This is a genomic window from Paenibacillus sp. FSL E2-0151 (genome assembly GCF_037993015.1).
Lineage (GTDB): Bacteria > Bacillota > Bacilli > Paenibacillales > Paenibacillaceae > Paenibacillus > Paenibacillus amylolyticus.
This window is the reverse complement of the sequence record NZ_CP150308.1, coordinates 6,239,539-6,256,972: the sequence shown is the minus strand read 5'-3', so window position 1 is coordinate 6,256,972 and position 17,434 is coordinate 6,239,539. Positions and strand designations below refer to the sequence as shown.

Genomic DNA, 17,434 nt, shown 5'->3' with positions numbered 1-17,434 from the left:
TGGGAGTATAGCATGAATAAAGTAAATGGTGATAAAAGACAGAATGTATCGCGTAGGTTAAGTGAACTGCTGATGGGGAGAAATAACTATTTTGACCTCATCAGAGTGGTTGCAGCAATACTTGTAATTTTTTCTCATGCTTATCCATTGTCGGGTGATGGATCCGGTGAACCGTTAAGTCGTTTCTCAAACGGTCAAATTAATTTTGGAAACTTGGCTGTGTTTATATTTTTTGTAATAAGTGGATTGTTGATCACTCAAAGTTATTTACATTCTAATAATTTAATTGTATTTCTTAAATCTAGGCTCCTAAGGATTTTTCCTGGTTTAATGGGGGTTCTGCTATTTTCTGTATTTATCATAGGACCGATAGTTACAGAACTTCCGTTAGCAGACTACTTTACAAGTGGCGGAATTGTGGAATATCTTAAAGCGGTTTTCTTGTTTCCTATGCAATGGAATTTACCAGGGGTATTCGAAAGTAATGTATATAAAGGAGTAGTTAATGGATCTTTATGGACTATTCCATTTGAATTCATTTGTTATCTTTTAGTGGGCCTTCTAGGATTCTTAGGGATTCTAAGGTATAAGTATGTAGTTCTTTTGTTTTCTCTTATTTTGTATTATTTTTATACGTTTGGTGATTCCCTGCTTGCTAATAGTGGACATTTGTTTGGTATGGAAATTAAGACTTTGATTGAATTATCTGTTTATTTTATGGCAGGAAGCATAGTTTATTTGTTCAAGGACGTAATCATAATAAAAAAAGAGATGGCAATGCTTAGCCTTTCATTATTATTGATTTCATTTTTCAATGGGGGCTTTAAGCCTGTCTTTGTTATTGCAGGAACATATTTGATACTTTATATTGCTTATTTACCTAAATCCAGAGCGCATGTACTGACCCAATACGGAGACTTTTCTTACGGTTTGTATTTGTACGCTTTCCCTGTTCAACAGATGGTGACTTATTTTTATGGAGGAAGCACCTATGTATGGTTGAACTTCTTAATTTCGGTTCCAATTACATACATTTTGGCTGTTATCTCATGGTATGTAATAGAAAAAAGAGCTCTTCTTTTCAAAAAACGAAATTTTTTTGGGGAGCGTCTTACTTTGGCGATGTTACAATTGAATAATCATTGGAATGGTTGGATAGCTAAGGTTTGCGGTTACTTCTTTCGTATGAATTGGATCAAGTTTGGCGCTTATCTTATAGTTGCTGCTACGATATTTCTTACTTATCAATCGCAGCCTACAGCTATCGAATTTCCATATACAAAGAATCAGAATATTCTTAAAGGAGATTGGCTTCCCCAGAGTAATAGTGAGAAATATCGTTGGGTTGCAAAGCAGGCAGGTATTGTTCTTGACTTGCCGACCAATGGTCATTTGTTAATTGATGGTTTTGTTCCAGATACATTTACTGAAATAAATTCGATAAAAGTATATTTAAATGATGAGGAGATATACAATACTGCACTTGTAATCGGTGAAGGCTTTTTTCTTGACATACCCATTAGTAACGGGAAAGGAAATTCTATAATACTAATGGAATTCAATGATGTTCATTCTCCTGATCAAGCTAGCGAGGATCAGCGTAAGATGAGTGCACTGATCAGCAAAATTGAAGTGAAATAATAGCTCGTAGAGGAGGATGATTTAACTTGAATTTGAGTGAGAAAAGCAACTTTAAACAAGAATGGCTATATTTATTGTTGCTTGTGATTTTATCATTTTATCCCTTATTAAAGATCGGTTTGATTATTAATGATGATTTAAGAAATGCCCTGAACGCATATAATGAAGGCTTCTTGACTTACATGAGAAACTTTTATGAAGCTTGGAAATTTCAAGGTAGAACAAACTTTATGGCAAGTGTATTCTATTATATTCCTTTTGTCTTTGATAATTTTCTATATTTCAAGATAATCACACTTTCTTCATTGCTTCTGAATATTTCATTGATGTCAATTTTTGTGGCTAAATTATTCAAAGATAATATATTTGCTTATATAGTATTTGCGTTTATGGTAATCTCTTTACAAAATAGTTGGGAGCATAATCCTATAACCAGTTTCCCAGGTTTTTTTACACTCCCATTTGCTTTTCTTCTAATATCATTTTTGTTATTTATGAGACACTTAGAAACTAAATCTAAAACATATTTGATTTTCACCATAATTAGTTACGCAGTTGTATTATTTTCATATGAAATTTTTGTGTTGTACTGTCCAGTTTTTGTACTGCTAACTTTGCTCGATACCCAGAATAAGAAAGCAGTTATCAAGAAAATTACTCCAATTGGGGTTCTGGTCTTAGTTTACTTAGTCGTTTACTTTTTGTTCAGGACTGTTTATGGAAGTTCTTACCAAGGGGCGCAACTGGATAATAGCGTTAATATAATGGATATTTTACGTGTTATTTGGCAGTTTAGCATCTCTTCAATTCCATCGTATTACTTGTTTGAACATAAGTATCAGTATTTGTTGTCAATGTATAATGACACTGTTTATCCAGTAGGCAGCTTCAAATATTTCATAAACATCATAGAGGCTCAATGGGTTGTTAAGGCGATTCTAGCAGTGACCCTTTACCTATATGTTACAAAGTCTAATAATAATATTAGTTTAAAAAGGCTTAGTATTGTCATTTTAGCAGGCATATGTTACTTTTTTGTGCCTAACTTGCTTCTGGCTATAACACCACTTTATCAAGAAGCAGTTATTCAAAATGGGCAACTGGGAATGCCTGCTTCATATTTCTCTTATTTTGCTTTTATGCTTACTCTTGTCGCAGTTATGGCATTTATGCAAAGTTGGGCTACATCGAAGTGGCCAAGAAGAATAATCCATATTTTCTTTTGCCTACTTATTATATTTGTTAGTGTGTCCACAGATATCACTAACAAATATATTTCTAAATATCAAACCATGTCTACCTATAAGTGGCATACTGTAGATGAGTTATTAAAGACAGATATTCTAAAGAGCATTCCAGAAGGCTCCGTTTTGTACGCTCCAACCCTTTGGAATTACATCGGTTCGGTTGGGATACACGACTCTTACTGGACAGATTATTTCAGCTACAAGCTTCATAAGGAAGTAACAGTTGTTAAAGAACTCAGCCCTAACATTAATTTGAATAGCGTTTATTATTTGAAATATCAGCAGTCCGCTAAAGAGCTTAATCAATATATGATTTTCGGTGAAATAACAAACCTGGATGTTAATAACAATGCTTTTCTGTCGAATAGTGTCAATATATTTAACTTTTCAAAATATGATGAATATTTATTAATAGCTAATATAAAAAATGATAAGTCTACTTCGGGTAGCTCGGTTACATTGATGGGAAATGAAACGATTCAGACTCAAAATGAGAGTTTTAGATTAAATGTGACCTATAACAAGTTTCAAATTGTGAATAATCTCAAATGGTCGACTATTGACAGTAGTAATGGTTCAATTAATTTGGATTCTATCATAATCGTTTATTGAAGTTTGATTTGGATTGGAGGGAAAGTATGAGTGGTCTCGTTTTATGCAGTAGACTTATTGATATCCACGAGTTAGGTGATGAGAGAGGGATGTTGGCGGTTATAGAAAGCAATATTAATGTTCCTTTTGAGACGAAAAGAATTTTCTATATCTATGGGACAGCTGAAGGAGTTCGAAGAGGATTCCATGCTCATCGCAAAACGAGACAAGCATTAGTATGTGTGTCTGGAACGTGCAAGGTTTTTTTGGATAATATCGAACGGAAAACAGATGTTACACTTGATTCACCTACTAAGGTCCTTATTCTTGAACCAAACGATTGGCACGAGATGTATGATTTTTCACCTAATTGTGTCTTGTTGGTTCTTGCCTCGCATCTCTATGATCCTGAGGATTATATTCGGGATTACCATCAATTTTTGGAGGTGTATGGAAGTGAATAATTACTTTAAACATCCTCAAGCTATTGTGGAGACAGATGATATTGGTGTTGATACGCGAATTTGGGCATTCACACATATTTTACCGAATGCTAAAATTGGATCTAATTGCAATATTAATGACCATACCTTTATTGAAAATGATGTGATCCTTGGTAATAATGTTACTGTAAAATCTGGTGTATACATTTGGGATGGAGTATCCATACAGGATAATGTCTTTATTGGTCCGAATGTAACCTTTACGAATGATCTAAGACCGAGATCCAAACAGTATCCTACCGAGTTTCTTAAGACCGTTTTAGAGGAATGGGCTTCCATAGGGGCAAATGCGACTGTAGTGGCTGGAAACACGATTGGTAAATATGCAATGGTTGGTGCAGGTTCAGTCGTGACCAAAAACATTCCCAACAATACACTATGGTATGGTAATCCAGCAGTTTTTCAGTGCTATGTCTGTAATTGTGGTGAAAAGCTAGATGATTTCTTGAAGTGTCCACAATGCAATAAACAGTATGCCTTGGTGAATGGCATTATCGAAGAGAAATAATTTCATGGAAAATAGGTGAGCTAGATTGATTCCATTTTTGGATCTCAAGAAAATAAATTTACGCCATGAGAAAGCGCTTATGGACGGGGTACATAAAGTACTTCATTCAGGCTGGTACATTTTAGGCAGTAACGTAAAAGCTTTCGAAAATGAGTTTGCTGAATATTGTGGTACACAATATTGTGTAGGTGTTGCTAATGGACTGGACGCACTTGAACTTATCATTCGTGGTTACGATATCGGTGCAGGTGATGAAGTAATCGTACCATCTAATACTTATATCGCTTCGATACTATCGATTTCTGCTAATGGTGCTACCCCTGTATTAGTGGAGCCCGATTTGCTAACTTATAATTTGGATACTTCCAAAATAGAAGAACATATCACTTCCAGAACAAAAGCAATATTAGTAGTTCATCTATATGGACAATCCTGTGATATGAATCCTATTCGCGAAATCGCAGATCGCTATGGGTTGAAAATTATAGAAGATTGTGCTCAAGCTCATGGAGCATTATATGATGACAAACGTGTGGGGAATTTAGGAGATGCCGCTGCATTCAGCTTTTATCCCGGGAAAAATCTGGGTGCTTTAGGTGACGGTGGAGCCATCACAACGAATGATGAAGGTTTGTACAACCAATTAATGGCTCTTCGCAATTATGGTTCTCATAAGAAATACGAGAATTTATACAAGGGATACAATAGCAGACTAGATGAACTTCAGGCACCGATTCTGAGTGAGAAACTAAAATGGCTTGAACAGGACAATGAGAGAAGAAGAGAAATCGCAACGTATTACTCCGGCCATATTATTAATTCTGAGGTGACCCTGCCGACTGTACTGCATGACCCAGAATCACACGTATGGCATGTATTTGTTGTTAGGGTGAAAGAGCGGAATCATTTCATGGAGTACATGAACAGGAATGACGTACAGACCATGATTCATTATCCGATTCCACCTCATAGACAGGAAGCTTACAAGGAGTGGGGCGATCATGAATATCCTATCTCCGAGCAAATTCATGCTGAAGTGGTCAGTCTGCCTATAAGTCCAGTTATGGAAATGAAAGATATCAAGAGAGTTGTGGAGGTTGTAAATGAGTACAGAACGGATTAAGTTTTCTATTGTTGTGCCCATTTACTATAATGAATTAAATATTCCGCATACTGTACCGCGATTACAGAAACTGCAAAATCTTATGCCCGAATGTGATTTTGAATTCATATTTGTTGACGATGGGTCCAAAGACAGATCTCTAGAATTACTGCTCGAAGCCAGGGATCGAGATTCACGAATTAAAGTAGTCAAACTTAGCCGAAACTTTGGCTCGATGTCTGCGATTCAGGCTGGTTTAGGACATACAACTGGAGATTGTGTTGGGATCATTGCTGCTGATTTACAGGACCCTCCTGAAATGTTCAGAGAAATGCTGGACCACTGGAAAGAGGGTAAAAAGATTGTACTAGGAACCAGAGCCGATCGTGAAGAATCTTTTTCTCAAAAGTTATTCTCTAATACGTATTACTACTTGTTGGAGAAGCTTGCGCTAAAGAATTATCCGAAGGGTGGGTTCGATTTTTTACTAATTGATCAGCAGGTTGTTCAGGAAGTTCTTAATATTCAGGAGAAAAACACGAATATTATGAGTCTTATATTTTGGCTTGGACATGATCAAATTCAAATTCCTTATGTCAGACAAGAACGAAAGCTGGGGAAGTCAAGATGGACACTTTCCAAAAAAATCAAGCTTTTTGTTGATTCATTTGTCAGTTTTTCCTATGCTCCAATCCGATTTATGTCTTTGATTGGATTTTTCACCGCATTACTTAGCATCTTATACGGAGCTTTTGTAGTGATAAGTACAATTTTTGGAATTATTGAGTTGCAGGGATGGACTACGATTATCGCTTTAATAACATTTTTGTTGGGTGTTATAATGGTTATGTTGGGGATAATTGGAGAATATCTTTGGAGGATACTAGATGAAAGTAGGGAACGGCCTTCCTATGTTATTGACCAAACATTTGAATAAAGAATTTTTGAAATTTTTGATCAGTGGAGGAATAAATACGCTGGCTACATATCTAATGTATTTATTTTTGCTGCTGTTCTACAATTATTCGCTTTCATACTCCATATCATATATTGCAGGAATTTTTCTATCTTATTATCTAAATTCGGTATTTGTTTTTAAAGAGAAGATATCATTATATAAGTTCCTCAAATTCCCAATTGTTTATTTAGTACAATATCTAGTTAACATGTTAATGCTCTATGTATTAGTTGAGTACGCCCAATTTCATGTTCAAATTGTGCCCTTGGTTGCCATGATAATCACAGTTCCAATCACTTTTCTTTTATCCAAAACGATTATAAAAAGCAAATAAATGGAGGCTATACTCATGAAAGGCATAATTCTTGCAGGTGGGACAGGCTCACGCTTGTATCCCTTGACCAAGGTCACTAATAAACACCTTCTTCCAGTGGGGAAGTATCCTATGATTTTTCATTCCGTATACAAACTTAAGCAGGCAGGTATCGAGGATATTCTGATTGTTACAGGTAAAGAGCACATGGGGGACGTTGTCAATCTTCTTGGTAGTGGTAGTGACATGGGTGTTACGTTCACATATAAAGTTCAAGATGAGGCTGGCGGAATTGCTCAAGCCTTGGATCTTGCCAAACACTTTGTAGGAAATGATCAAATGACTGTCATCTTAGGAGATAATGTATTTTCGGATACTATAACTCCTTTTGTTGATAACTTTAGAGCACAGGGAACTGGAGCCAAAATCCTGATTCAGGAGGTTTCGGATCCACAACGTTTCGGAGTTCCTGAAATTGAAGGAACACGCATACTATCCATTGAAGAAAAGCCACAGTTGCCTAAAAGCAACTACGCGGTTACCGGCATATATATGTTTGATAGCCAGGTTTTCGAGATAATCAAGACATTGAAACCATCTGGACGTGGGGAACTTGAAATAACCGATGTAAACAATGCATATATTCAAAAAGGCGAGCTGAGCTTTGATATTTTGCAAGGTTGGTGGACGGACGCAGGAACTCATGCTTCTCTCGCTAGGGCGAATGAGCTTTCACAAGAAATCAAATTTGGAGATGAATTCGGTAAATTAAAACTATAATAAAGGGGATCTCAACGATGAAAGTGACTTCCTCAAAGTTACAGGGAGCTGTTCTGCTGGAACCAATGGTTCATGGAGATCACCGGGGGTTTTTTATGGAAAGTTACAATGACCAGCTCATGAAGCATCATGGACTCAACTATCACTTTATTCAGGATAATCACTCCTTATCAGCACTGCCGGGTGTCCTGCGCGGATTGCACTATCAACTCAATCCTAAAGCTCAAACCAAGCTAATCCATGTCATTTCCGGAGCGATCTATGATGTCATTTTGGACATTCGTCAAGGCTCGCCGACCTTCGGAAAATGGGAGAGCTTCATCCTGAGTGAGCACAATCACCGTCAGTTGCTAGTACCCAAAGGGTTCGCTCATGGCTTCTGTACCCTGGTGCCGAACACTCAAGTCTTGTATAAAGTGGACGAACACTATTCCCCAGAGAACGATCGAGGCATATTATGGAGTGACCCGGCACTTGGAATTGATTGGCCAACATCGAATCCGACCTTATCAGATAAGGACCAAAGGCATCCTCTGCTCCAGAATGCGGAGATCAATTTCAATTTAGAAGTGAAGTAATTAGGAGGTTTCAACTGTATGAAACTGCTCGTTACCGGCGGTGCCGGATTTATCGGAAGTAACTTTGTCATGTATATGCTTGAGCAGTACCCAGACTATGAGATTATCAACGTGGATGCACTCACATATGCTGGCAATCTGGAGAACTTAAAGTCACTTGAAGGCAACAAGCGACATACCTTTGTTAAAGCAGATATCACTGACGCCAAGGAGATGGACCGCCTGATCGGTCAGGGCGTGGATGTGGTTGTTAACTTTGCAGCTGAGTCTCATGTGGATCGCAGTATTCTGGAACCGGATGTGTTTGTAAGAACGAACGTCAACGGTACTCAGGTATTACTGGATGCTGCCAAAAAGCACAATATTACTAAATTTGTTCAAGTTTCAACAGATGAGGTGTACGGCTCTCTCGGACCTACCGGATTGTTTACGGAAGAGACCCCACTTCAGCCGAATAGCCCGTACTCTGCCTCCAAGGCTGGAGGAGATTTATTGGTACGCGCTTATCACGAAACCTTTGGTCTTCCTGTGAATATTACACGCTGTTCTAACAATTATGGACCGTTCCAGTTCCCGGAAAAACTCATTCCACTCATGATCTCGCGTGCGTTGAATGATGAAGCTCTGCCTATATATGGAGACGGGCTGAACATTCGAGATTGGTTATATGTAGAGGATCATTGCAGTGCGATTGATCTGGTCATCCACAAGGGACGCAATGGTGAGGTGTATAATATTGGTGGCAATAACGAGAGAACCAATGTACACATTGTTGAAACGATCCTGGAGCAGCTCGGTAAACCCGAATCTCTGATTCAATACGTACAGGACCGTCTTGGACATGATCGCAGATATGGTATTGACCCGACCAAAACGATGACTGAACTCGGCTGGAAGCCCAAATATAACTTTGAGATGGGAATTCAAGAAACCATTCAGTGGTATCTCGATAACAAGGAATGGTGGACACGTATTCAGTCTGGTGCCTATCAGGATTACTATGCGAAGCAATACGGTTCTCGTTTGGGAGACGCCAAGGCATGAAGGTGCTTGTGACTGGAGCTAACGGACAATTGGGCCGGGATATGGTGCTTCTTTTGGAAAAAGAGGGGCATGACGTCATGGCTTGTGATCGCGAACAATTGGACATTACGGATCAGTTTCAAAGCAATGATGTTATATCGACGTATCATCCAGAGGTGGTTATCCATTGTGCGGCTTATACTGCGGTGGATGCCGCCGAGACGGATGTAGATGGAGCCTACCTAATCAACGCCACAGGAACCCGAAATATTGCGGTAGCTGCTGAGCGTATTGGAGCAAAGTTCATTTATATCAGTACGGATTATGTATTCGACGGTACCTCCGAAGAGCCTTACCAAGAATATGATAACACGAATCCCCAGAGCGTCTACGGTAAGTCCAAGCGTGCGGGAGAGCTGTTGGTGCAATCTTTATCTTCCCGATGGTTTATTGTCCGCACTTCGTGGGTGTATGGCGTTTATGGTAATAATTTTGTGAAAACTATATTGAAACTTGGTCAGGAGAAGCCAAAGCTTCAAGTTGTACACGACCAGAAGGGATCACCCACGTATACGGTTGATTTGGCCTACTTCTTGCATGATTTAATGAGTACTGAAAAATACGGCGTCTACCATGCTTCCAACAGTGGGGCATGTACATGGTATGAATTCACTCAAGCAATTTTTGAGGAGGCTCAGTTATTATCTGGCTTCCATATTCAAGCCAAAGTTGATCCATGTGCTACAGATCAGTTTCCTCGCCCTGCCCCACGCCCGCGAAACTCGGTGATGGAGCATCTGTCGATCCGTACCAATGGTTTTAATGATCTTAGGCCTTGGCGTGAAGGACTGTGCGATTTTTTGAAAAAAATATCCGAAGTACAAAATTAAGCACTCTAATCTCCCGCACATTAATGTATGAGCGGGAGATTTTTCATGGTATAGAAAATATCTATAAAACCTTTCAACTGCTACCTCCCCCGAAATATGATATACTCTCGTTGGATAGATATCGTCTATCTTAAGAATAAATAGTTTCTTGAAGCTTGCTTTTACCATGTATTTCGTATGAGAACATGATCTAGTTTTTATATAAAGCACCACAAGTCAGGAGTTTTACAAATGACCCAAGTATCAGTATCCGCCTATTCGGTCGGTTTACAATTAACAGAGGCATCTCAAATGGTCGACACTAGCATCATCATCGTCAACTACAACACCCGACAGCTGACGCTGGACTGTCTGGACTCTATCTATGCCTCCAATACCTCATACAGTCACGAGATTATCGTTGTGGACAATGCCTCGCAGGATGATTCTGTGCAAGCGATCCGAGAGGCGTATCCTCAAGTGAATCTTATAGCTAACGAAGACAACACAGGCTTCGCCGTTGCCAACAACCAAGGCATGAGAGTAGCGAAAGGACGCTATATCCTGTTACTCAATTCTGACACCGTTATTCAGCCGGATACGCTGCAAATTATGGTCGGATTCATGGACCGCTACCCCGAGATGGGGGCTTCAGGCTGCAAAGTCATCCTGCCTGATGGCTCCTTGGATAAGGCTTGTAAGCGTGGATTTCCTACTCCGTCAGCGTCATTTTATTACGCATTCGGTATTTCTCGTCTTTTCCCTGATCGGCCGAAGTTTAATCAATATCAACTGGGACATTTGAGCCCGGACGATGAATATCCGGTAGACTGTCTTGTTGGTGCGTTCATGCTAGTGCGCCGTGAGACGATTGACCAGGTTGGCGGGTTGGATGAGACGTTCTTCATGTATGGAGAAGATATTGACTGGTGTTATCGCATCAAAGAAGCGGGATGGGGCATTTTTTATTATCCGCGTACATATATTGTGCACTACAAGGGCGGCAGTGCTCGTCGTAAATCTTTGAAAATAACGTATGAGTTTCATAGAGCGATGTGGGTGTTCCACCGCAAACACTACGCGAAGAAGTACAATCTACTCACGAATACAGCTGTGTGGATGGGGATTTCACTCAAGTTTACGTTATCTTTATTACGCAGCAAGTTGTCTCCTCCTTCCCGTCAAGTGCGGACTGAAACCCGCATGAGAGCGGAGAATGAAGAATCTTCCGAGGTGAACCCATGATTCGGCGTAATCAACGATTTCTAACCCAATTGTATATTGCGGCTGATTTTGGCGTGATTCAGCTTTCGTTCTTGGTGGCTTGGTGGCTGAAATTTGAGAGTGACCTGTTAACGAACCAAAATCCACTACCTATAGAGAAATATATGATGTGGAGCTTGGTTTACGCAGTTCTTGCCATCATCACAGGACTGATGTCCTCTCTTTATGTAGCCAAGCGGAAAAAACGATTTGTAGACGAACTTTGGAAAATTCTCCAATCTCATGGCATAGCCTTCTTCATGCTGCTGAGCCTGATGTTCTTTTTCAAGGAAGTAAACATCTCTCGTGCATATCTCGCCATGTATATGATTGGCAATGTATCATTCACACTGTTCTATCGTTATATAGTGAAAGTACAACTGAAACGCTTGCGTAAAAAAGGATTTAACCGTCAGTTTGTGCTCATCCTTGGTGCTGGATCACTAGGTAAACGTTTCTATGATAACCTTAGAAATTATCCTGAACTTGGATACGAAGTAACTGGATTTATGGATGATTATCGTCACTGGGATGAGAGTGAACAGAAAAGATACAAACCTATCCTTGGACGAATCGACGAACTGGAAGAGTTCTTGTCTACGCATCTTGTTGATGAAGTCATTCTGGCATTACCTCTGGATGCTCACGACAAGTATTCGCATATTATCAATGTGTGTGAGAAGGCAGGAGTTCGGACACTAATCATTCCTGATTTCTTTGATTACTTGCCAGCACGGCCGCATTTCGATAACTTTGCGGGTATGCCCATGATTAACGTTCGAGACATTCCACTGGATATTGCGGTGAATCGATTGATGAAGAGAACTTTCGATATTCTTTTCTCTCTTACTGCGATCCTCTTAACTTCTCCGGTAATGCTCGTTGTCGCGGTAGGAGTATGGTTGACTTCTGCAGGACCAGTCATCTTCAAACAAGAGCGAGTTGGACTTAACCGACGCAACTTCATGATGTTCAAATTCCGCTCGATGAAAGTCATTCCTGAGGGCACAATGGACACAGGGTGGTCCACCAAGAATGATCCGCGACGAACGGCTTTTGGCACTTTTATAAGACGCACAAGTCTAGATGAGTTACCTCAATTTTTTAACGTTTTGCTTGGTCATATGAGTGTAGTTGGCCCTAGGCCAGAACGTCCTTACTATGTGAATCAATTCCGAGACGAAATACCGAAATATATGATTAAACACCATGTCCGCCCAGGAATCACGGGGCTGGCACAGAGCAAGGGATTACGAGGAGATACCTCGATTGAGGATCGAATTGAACAAGATATCTTTTACATTGAAAATTGGTCTTTATTATTTGATATCAAAATCATATGGGAGACTATTCGCAAAGGCCTTAAGAATGCTTACTGAGATTCACAATTCATTTAATCTTGCATCCCACCATTTAACAGCCGCCTCCGGGCGGCTATTTTGTTTTGCACCTCCTCAATTCGGGTAGTTAGCTATCAAAAAGGTACTGAGGATGTGAATGCTATATGAAACGCATTGCCGCCGTGTTAATACTACTGATCGTCACCGTGGGCACACTCTTTTTCGCCTATGAAAGCGAGAGTGAGGAACAACGGGACGGATTTACCGCTTATAGATTAATCGCCCATGCGATGGGCAGCATTCGTGATCAACCATATACCAATGCCTATGAAGCGATGATTGCCAATTACGAGAAAGGCACACGTGTATTTGAGATCGACTTTATGTTGACTTCGGATCGCAAAGCCGTAGCCAGACATGAATGGACCGCTAATATGAGCAAAATGCTAGGACAAGACGAAGAGCTTCCGGAGGATAAACAGGCCGGGGCGTTGACACATGATGAATTCATGGATACACCAATCTTGGGTATGTATCAGCCTATGGATGCCGACGGCATCATAGATGTACTGGCTGAGTACCCGGATATGTATATCGTAACCGACACCAAGGAACAGAAGGATGAGGATATTCAGCAGGTGTTAAGATCCCTCGTGGATGCAGCCAAAGAACATGACCCATCCGTGCTGGACCGGGTGGTTGTACAGATCTATAACGAACCGATGCTTGAAACGGTGAAAGAAGTCTATGCATTCCCTTCCATTATCTATACGTTATATGCCACACAGGATACAGAAGCTCAGGTTGTTGATTTTGTGCAAAAGAATGATATTGATGCCGTGACTATGCCAGAATATAAAGTAAACCAGAATTTCGTCGCCAAGCTGAATAGTGCAGGTTCTGTCACCTACGTGCACACCATCAACGACACTGAACAGGTGGCTAACTATGAGAAATGGGGCGTGTACGGGGTCTACTCGGACGTGCTGACAGAGCAAGAACTGGATGAGATGAATACACGTTTTGCCTGGAAACCGTAAAAATTCATGTTTTTCTGTTCCCCTTTTTATACGAACATTGACACTCACTGTCTGCTGACTTAGACTTAGTTTACAAGCTTTCTAGGATGCAGAAGAACCTCTGGAGGAATGTTCGTTGATAGACATGATTAAGCAGTGGAGACATGTATTTAAGCTTGACCCGGACCGGGAAATTACGAACGAAGAACTCGATTTGGTCTGCATGTCGGGGACAGATGCAATTATCGTTGGCGGATCTTCCGGAATTACCTATGATAACACGGTAGACCTGATGTCCCGAGTGCGTCGTTATGAATTGCCATGTGTGCTTGAAGTATCCGATCTGGAGGCTGTTGTTCCCGGGTTTGACGGATATTTGATCCCTATGGTCCTGAATGCAACGGACAGCAAATGGATGATTGGGCACCACCAGCAAGCCATAGAGCGTTATGGTTATCTTATCCCATGGGATCTGTTGATTGCCGAGGGTTATATTGTGCTTAATGCAAACTCCACGGTAGCGCGGTTGACTGGTGCAGATACGGATCTGACGACAGGAGCTGCGGTGGCATACGCCCAGGCTGCGGAGCGTCTGCTCAATCTTCCAATTGTATACATGGAGTACAGCGGAACGTTCGGAGATATGGAGCTTGTTGGTGAGACACACAGACAATTGGATCGGGCACACCTTATCTACGGCGGCGGAATTGATGATCCGGAGAAAGCCTCGCAAGCTGCCCAGGTGGCAGATACCGTCGTGGTAGGTAACATTGTGTATAGCGATTTGACTAAGGCACTTGAGACAGTGTTGGCTGTAAAAGGAACCAATTAATCGGTTTAGTTTACCATTCCCCCATTTTCCCCTTATGATCTGTTAAAATAGAACTTTGCCCTTACTAATTTAAAAAAGTTATATGAGCGTAATGTCGTTTACACGAGAACGAAGAGGAGAGAAGTGAGCTGGAGAAACGAAATGCTCGTTAAAAGCTTTCTGTAAGAAAGCTAAATCCTAAGCATACTTCTATTACCTGATTTTGTTCTTTTTTCACTAAGAAATTCGTATACAGGGACTATGTTTACACGAGAACGAAGAGGACAGAAATAAGCTGGAGAAGCGGAGCGTTCGCCTTTATTACCGGATTTTTACCTTTGAAAAAGTAGATCGAAAATCCGGGAATAACAGCGATCGGAAGATTATTCTGTCAATCGGAGTGGCGAGTGTAACCTATTAATTTTGCTTTATAGACCAACCAACGAAAGGAGCATGCATGCATGCAACCTGTAAATATACATGATGCCGTTGCACGGCTTAACACCCCTCAACGGCAAGCCGTCGAGGCGACGGATGGCCCGCTGCTGATTATGGCCGGAGCCGGCTCCGGCAAGACCCGGGTGCTGACACACCGGATTGCCTACCTCATTGCAACACGGAAGGCACCCCCGTGGGGCATTTTAGCGATTACATTTACGAACAAAGCCGCCCGTGAGATGCAAGATCGTGTATCCCAACTAGTTGGTGGCTCCCAAGGCCGCGACATATGGGTATCCACGTTCCACTCCATGTGCGTGCGTATTTTGCGTCGTGATATTGAACGTATTGGCTTTACCTCCAACTTCAGTATTTTGGACTCATCGGACCAATTATCTGTTATTCGCAGCTGTATGAAAGACCAGAATATTGATACCAAGAAATTCGAGCCCAAAGCAGTTCAATCCATGATGAGCACGGCGAAGAATGAACTGATTAGTCCGGAGCAATATGAGAAGCAGGCAGGAGATTATTTCGAGGGTATTGTAGCGAAGATATATAAGATGTATCAGAAAAAGTTAAGAGCCAACAACTCACTTGATTTCGACGATCTCATTATGCAGACCATTCAACTGTTCAAGGAAGTGCCGGAAGTCCTCGACTTTTACCAAAAGAAATTCCAATACATTCACGTGGACGAGTATCAGGATACGAACCGTGCACAGTACATGCTGTGCCGTATGCTCGCTGACAGTCACCATCACATCTGCGTTGTAGGGGATAGTGACCAGTCGATCTATCGCTGGCGTGGGGCGGATATCAGCAATATCCTGAACTTTGAGAAAGATTACCCTGAAGCAAGTACGATTTTGCTGGAGCAGAACTATCGTTCAACTTCCAATATCCTGAATGCAGCGAATGAAGTGATCGGCCTGAATACAGGGCGTAAACCGAAGAAACTGTGGACGGACAAAGAGGGTGGTTCGAAGATCAAGGTGTACCGTGCGGATTCCGAGCATGATGAGGGGTATTTTGTTACCTCTGAGATTAGTAAAAATGTGAAGAACGGCAAATCCTATCAGAACCATGCCATTTTGTACCGTACCAACGCTCAGTCCCGGGTTATAGAGGAAATTCTGATCAAGTCTGATATTCCGTATCAGATTGTCGGCGGCATCAAGTTCTATGATCGTAAAGAGATCAAGGACATTCTGGCGTATCTGCGCCTGTTATCTAACCCGGACGATGATATCAGTCTTACCCGGATCATTAATGTACCGAAACGTAGCATTGGTGATACAACGGTAGCTAAGCTTGCGGCTGCGGCAGGAGAGCGTGGAATTTCTATTTTCCGTGTACTTCAGGTCGTAGATGATCTTGGTTTTGCTGGTCGTACGCGGAATGCGCTGGTGGAGTTCTATGACATGATCGCTGCGTTGCATCAGATGGTAGAGTATCTGTCTGTAACTGAACTGACCGAGAAGATTCTTGAGATGAGCCAATACCGTCTTGAGATGCAAAATGAAAACACACTCGAATCCCGTGCACGGCTGGAGAACATTGAAGAGTTCCTGTCGGTAACGATGGAATTTGAGAAAAATAATGAAGACAAAACGCTCGTGTCGTTCCTCACCGATCTTGCATTGATTGCTGACATCGACAGCATGAACGATGATGAAGAGGATCAGAGCGACGCTGTTACCCTGATGACCATGCACAGCGCCAAAGGTCTGGAGTTCCCGGTTGTCTTTATCGTGGGTATGGAGGAAGGGGTCTTCCCGCATAGCCGTGCCTTTATGGACAATGAAGAATTGGAAGAAGAACGCCGACTTGCTTATGTAGGGATCACCCGTGCGGAAGAGCAACTGTTCCTGTCTTGTGCACAGATGCGGACGTTGTTTGGACGTACAACAGCGAACCCGCCTTCCCGCTTCCTGGATGAAATTCCGGATGAGCTGAAGGAAGACACCTCCATGGCTCGTGATCGTTACCGCCGTGGCAGTATCGGAGGAGGCTCATATGGTGGACGCGGACTAGGTTCCAGTGGAGGAAGTAACTTCGGTGGTGGCACCAAGCTGTTCGATCACCAAAGTAAAAGCGGTTCATCTGCTACCTCATCCACGCCAACTTCGCGTGTGACCACAAGTGTCTCCCGCCCAACATATTCTACGCCATCATCTGCTTCCAAGCCGGTAGCTTCTGATGGTGAAGCAGGATTCAAGGCAGGAGATAAAGTGCAGCATGGCAAATGGGGGACAGGCACCATTGTTGCGGTCAAAGGGACAGGTAATGATACCGAACTGCAGATTGCCTTCCCGGCTCCGGTGGGTGTGAAACGTTTGCTTGCCGGATTTGCCCCAATTACGAAAGTAGAATAAGAACGGAACCTCCTTTTGCACGATAACAGATAGAGCAGAAATAACTTGAAGAAGCATAGCGTTCGCCTTTAT

The 17,434-nt window shown here is 41.5% G+C and carries 16 protein-coding genes; all 16 read left to right on the top strand.

What is annotated here, in order from left to right; genetic code table 11:
- Nucleotides 1-12: 12 nt before the first annotated feature.
- The 16 genes from MHI55_RS27910 to pcrA all read left to right on the top strand — a co-directional run bounded on the left by MHI55_RS27910 (nt 13) and on the right by pcrA (nt 17,362).
- Nucleotides 13-1,641, top strand: a complete 1,629-nt coding sequence (locus MHI55_RS27910; RefSeq protein ID WP_340387741.1) for an acyltransferase — start codon at nt 13-15, stop codon at nt 1,639-1,641.
- A 26-nt stretch (nt 1,642-1,667) separates the two neighbouring features.
- Complete coding sequence (locus MHI55_RS27905) at nt 1,668-3,500, top strand: hypothetical protein (RefSeq protein ID WP_340387739.1); 1,833 nt, start codon at nt 1,668-1,670, stop codon at nt 3,498-3,500.
- A gap of 26 nt (nt 3,501-3,526) precedes the next feature.
- A complete protein-coding gene (locus MHI55_RS27900) occupies nt 3,527-3,943 on the top strand; it encodes an FdtA/QdtA family cupin domain-containing protein (RefSeq protein ID WP_340387737.1) in 417 nt (138 codons plus the stop codon).
- Nucleotides 3,930-4,490, top strand: coding sequence for an acyltransferase (locus MHI55_RS27895; RefSeq protein ID WP_340387735.1), 561 nt, complete (start codon nt 3,930-3,932; stop codon nt 4,488-4,490). Before MHI55_RS27900 ends, MHI55_RS27895 begins: the two co-directional genes overlap by 14 nt.
- Nucleotides 4,491-4,515: 25 nt before the next feature.
- Nucleotides 4,516-5,613 (top strand): DegT/DnrJ/EryC1/StrS family aminotransferase, encoded by a 1,098-nt coding sequence (locus MHI55_RS27890; protein WP_340387733.1) that lies wholly within the window; start codon nt 4,516-4,518, stop codon nt 5,611-5,613.
- The gene (locus MHI55_RS27885) at nt 5,594-6,529 is read left to right on the top strand and encodes a glycosyltransferase family 2 protein (RefSeq protein WP_340387731.1); all 936 of its coding nucleotides are present in this window, start codon (nt 5,594-5,596) and stop codon (nt 6,527-6,529) included. The genes MHI55_RS27890 and MHI55_RS27885 overlap by 20 nt, the downstream gene beginning before the upstream one ends.
- Nucleotides 6,480-6,884, top strand: a complete 405-nt coding sequence (locus MHI55_RS27880) for a GtrA family protein (RefSeq protein ID WP_340387729.1) — start codon at nt 6,480-6,482, stop codon at nt 6,882-6,884. The genes MHI55_RS27885 and MHI55_RS27880 overlap by 50 nt, the downstream gene beginning before the upstream one ends.
- A gap of 15 nt (nt 6,885-6,899) precedes the next feature.
- Complete coding sequence (locus tag MHI55_RS27875; RefSeq protein WP_340387726.1) at nt 6,900-7,643, top strand: sugar phosphate nucleotidyltransferase; 744 nt, start codon at nt 6,900-6,902, stop codon at nt 7,641-7,643.
- A 17-nt stretch (nt 7,644-7,660) separates the two neighbouring features.
- The gene (gene rfbC / locus MHI55_RS27870) at nt 7,661-8,221 is read left to right on the top strand and encodes a dTDP-4-dehydrorhamnose 3,5-epimerase (protein WP_340387724.1); all 561 of its coding nucleotides are present in this window, start codon (nt 7,661-7,663) and stop codon (nt 8,219-8,221) included.
- 18 nt (nt 8,222-8,239) lie between these two features.
- Nucleotides 8,240-9,265 (top strand): dTDP-glucose 4,6-dehydratase, encoded by a 1,026-nt coding sequence (gene rfbB / locus MHI55_RS27865; RefSeq protein ID WP_340387722.1) that lies wholly within the window; start codon nt 8,240-8,242, stop codon nt 9,263-9,265.
- Entirely contained in the window at nt 9,262-10,134 is an 873-nt protein-coding gene (gene rfbD / locus MHI55_RS27860) for a dTDP-4-dehydrorhamnose reductase (RefSeq protein ID WP_340387720.1), read from the top strand. Before rfbB ends, rfbD begins: the two co-directional genes overlap by 4 nt.
- Before the next feature lie 291 nt (nt 10,135-10,425).
- On the top strand, nt 10,426-11,358 hold the full coding sequence (locus tag MHI55_RS27855; protein WP_340390655.1) for a glycosyltransferase family 2 protein: 933 nt from the start codon (nt 10,426-10,428) through the stop codon (nt 11,356-11,358).
- Entirely contained in the window at nt 11,355-12,755 is a 1,401-nt protein-coding gene (locus MHI55_RS27850) for an undecaprenyl-phosphate glucose phosphotransferase (RefSeq protein WP_340387718.1), read from the top strand. The genes MHI55_RS27855 and MHI55_RS27850 overlap by 4 nt, the downstream gene beginning before the upstream one ends.
- Before the next feature lie 125 nt (nt 12,756-12,880).
- The gene (locus MHI55_RS27845) at nt 12,881-13,756 is read left to right on the top strand and encodes a phosphatidylinositol-specific phospholipase C/glycerophosphodiester phosphodiesterase family protein (RefSeq protein ID WP_340387716.1); all 876 of its coding nucleotides are present in this window, start codon (nt 12,881-12,883) and stop codon (nt 13,754-13,756) included.
- Nucleotides 13,757-13,871: 115 nt separating this feature from the next.
- The gene (locus tag MHI55_RS27840; RefSeq protein WP_340387714.1) at nt 13,872-14,567 is read left to right on the top strand and encodes a heptaprenylglyceryl phosphate synthase; all 696 of its coding nucleotides are present in this window, start codon (nt 13,872-13,874) and stop codon (nt 14,565-14,567) included.
- Nucleotides 14,568-15,007: 440 nt separating this feature from the next.
- Complete coding sequence (pcrA, locus tag MHI55_RS27835) at nt 15,008-17,362, top strand: DNA helicase PcrA (RefSeq protein ID WP_340028281.1); 2,355 nt, start codon at nt 15,008-15,010, stop codon at nt 17,360-17,362.
- Nucleotides 17,363-17,434: the final 72 nt, after the last annotated feature.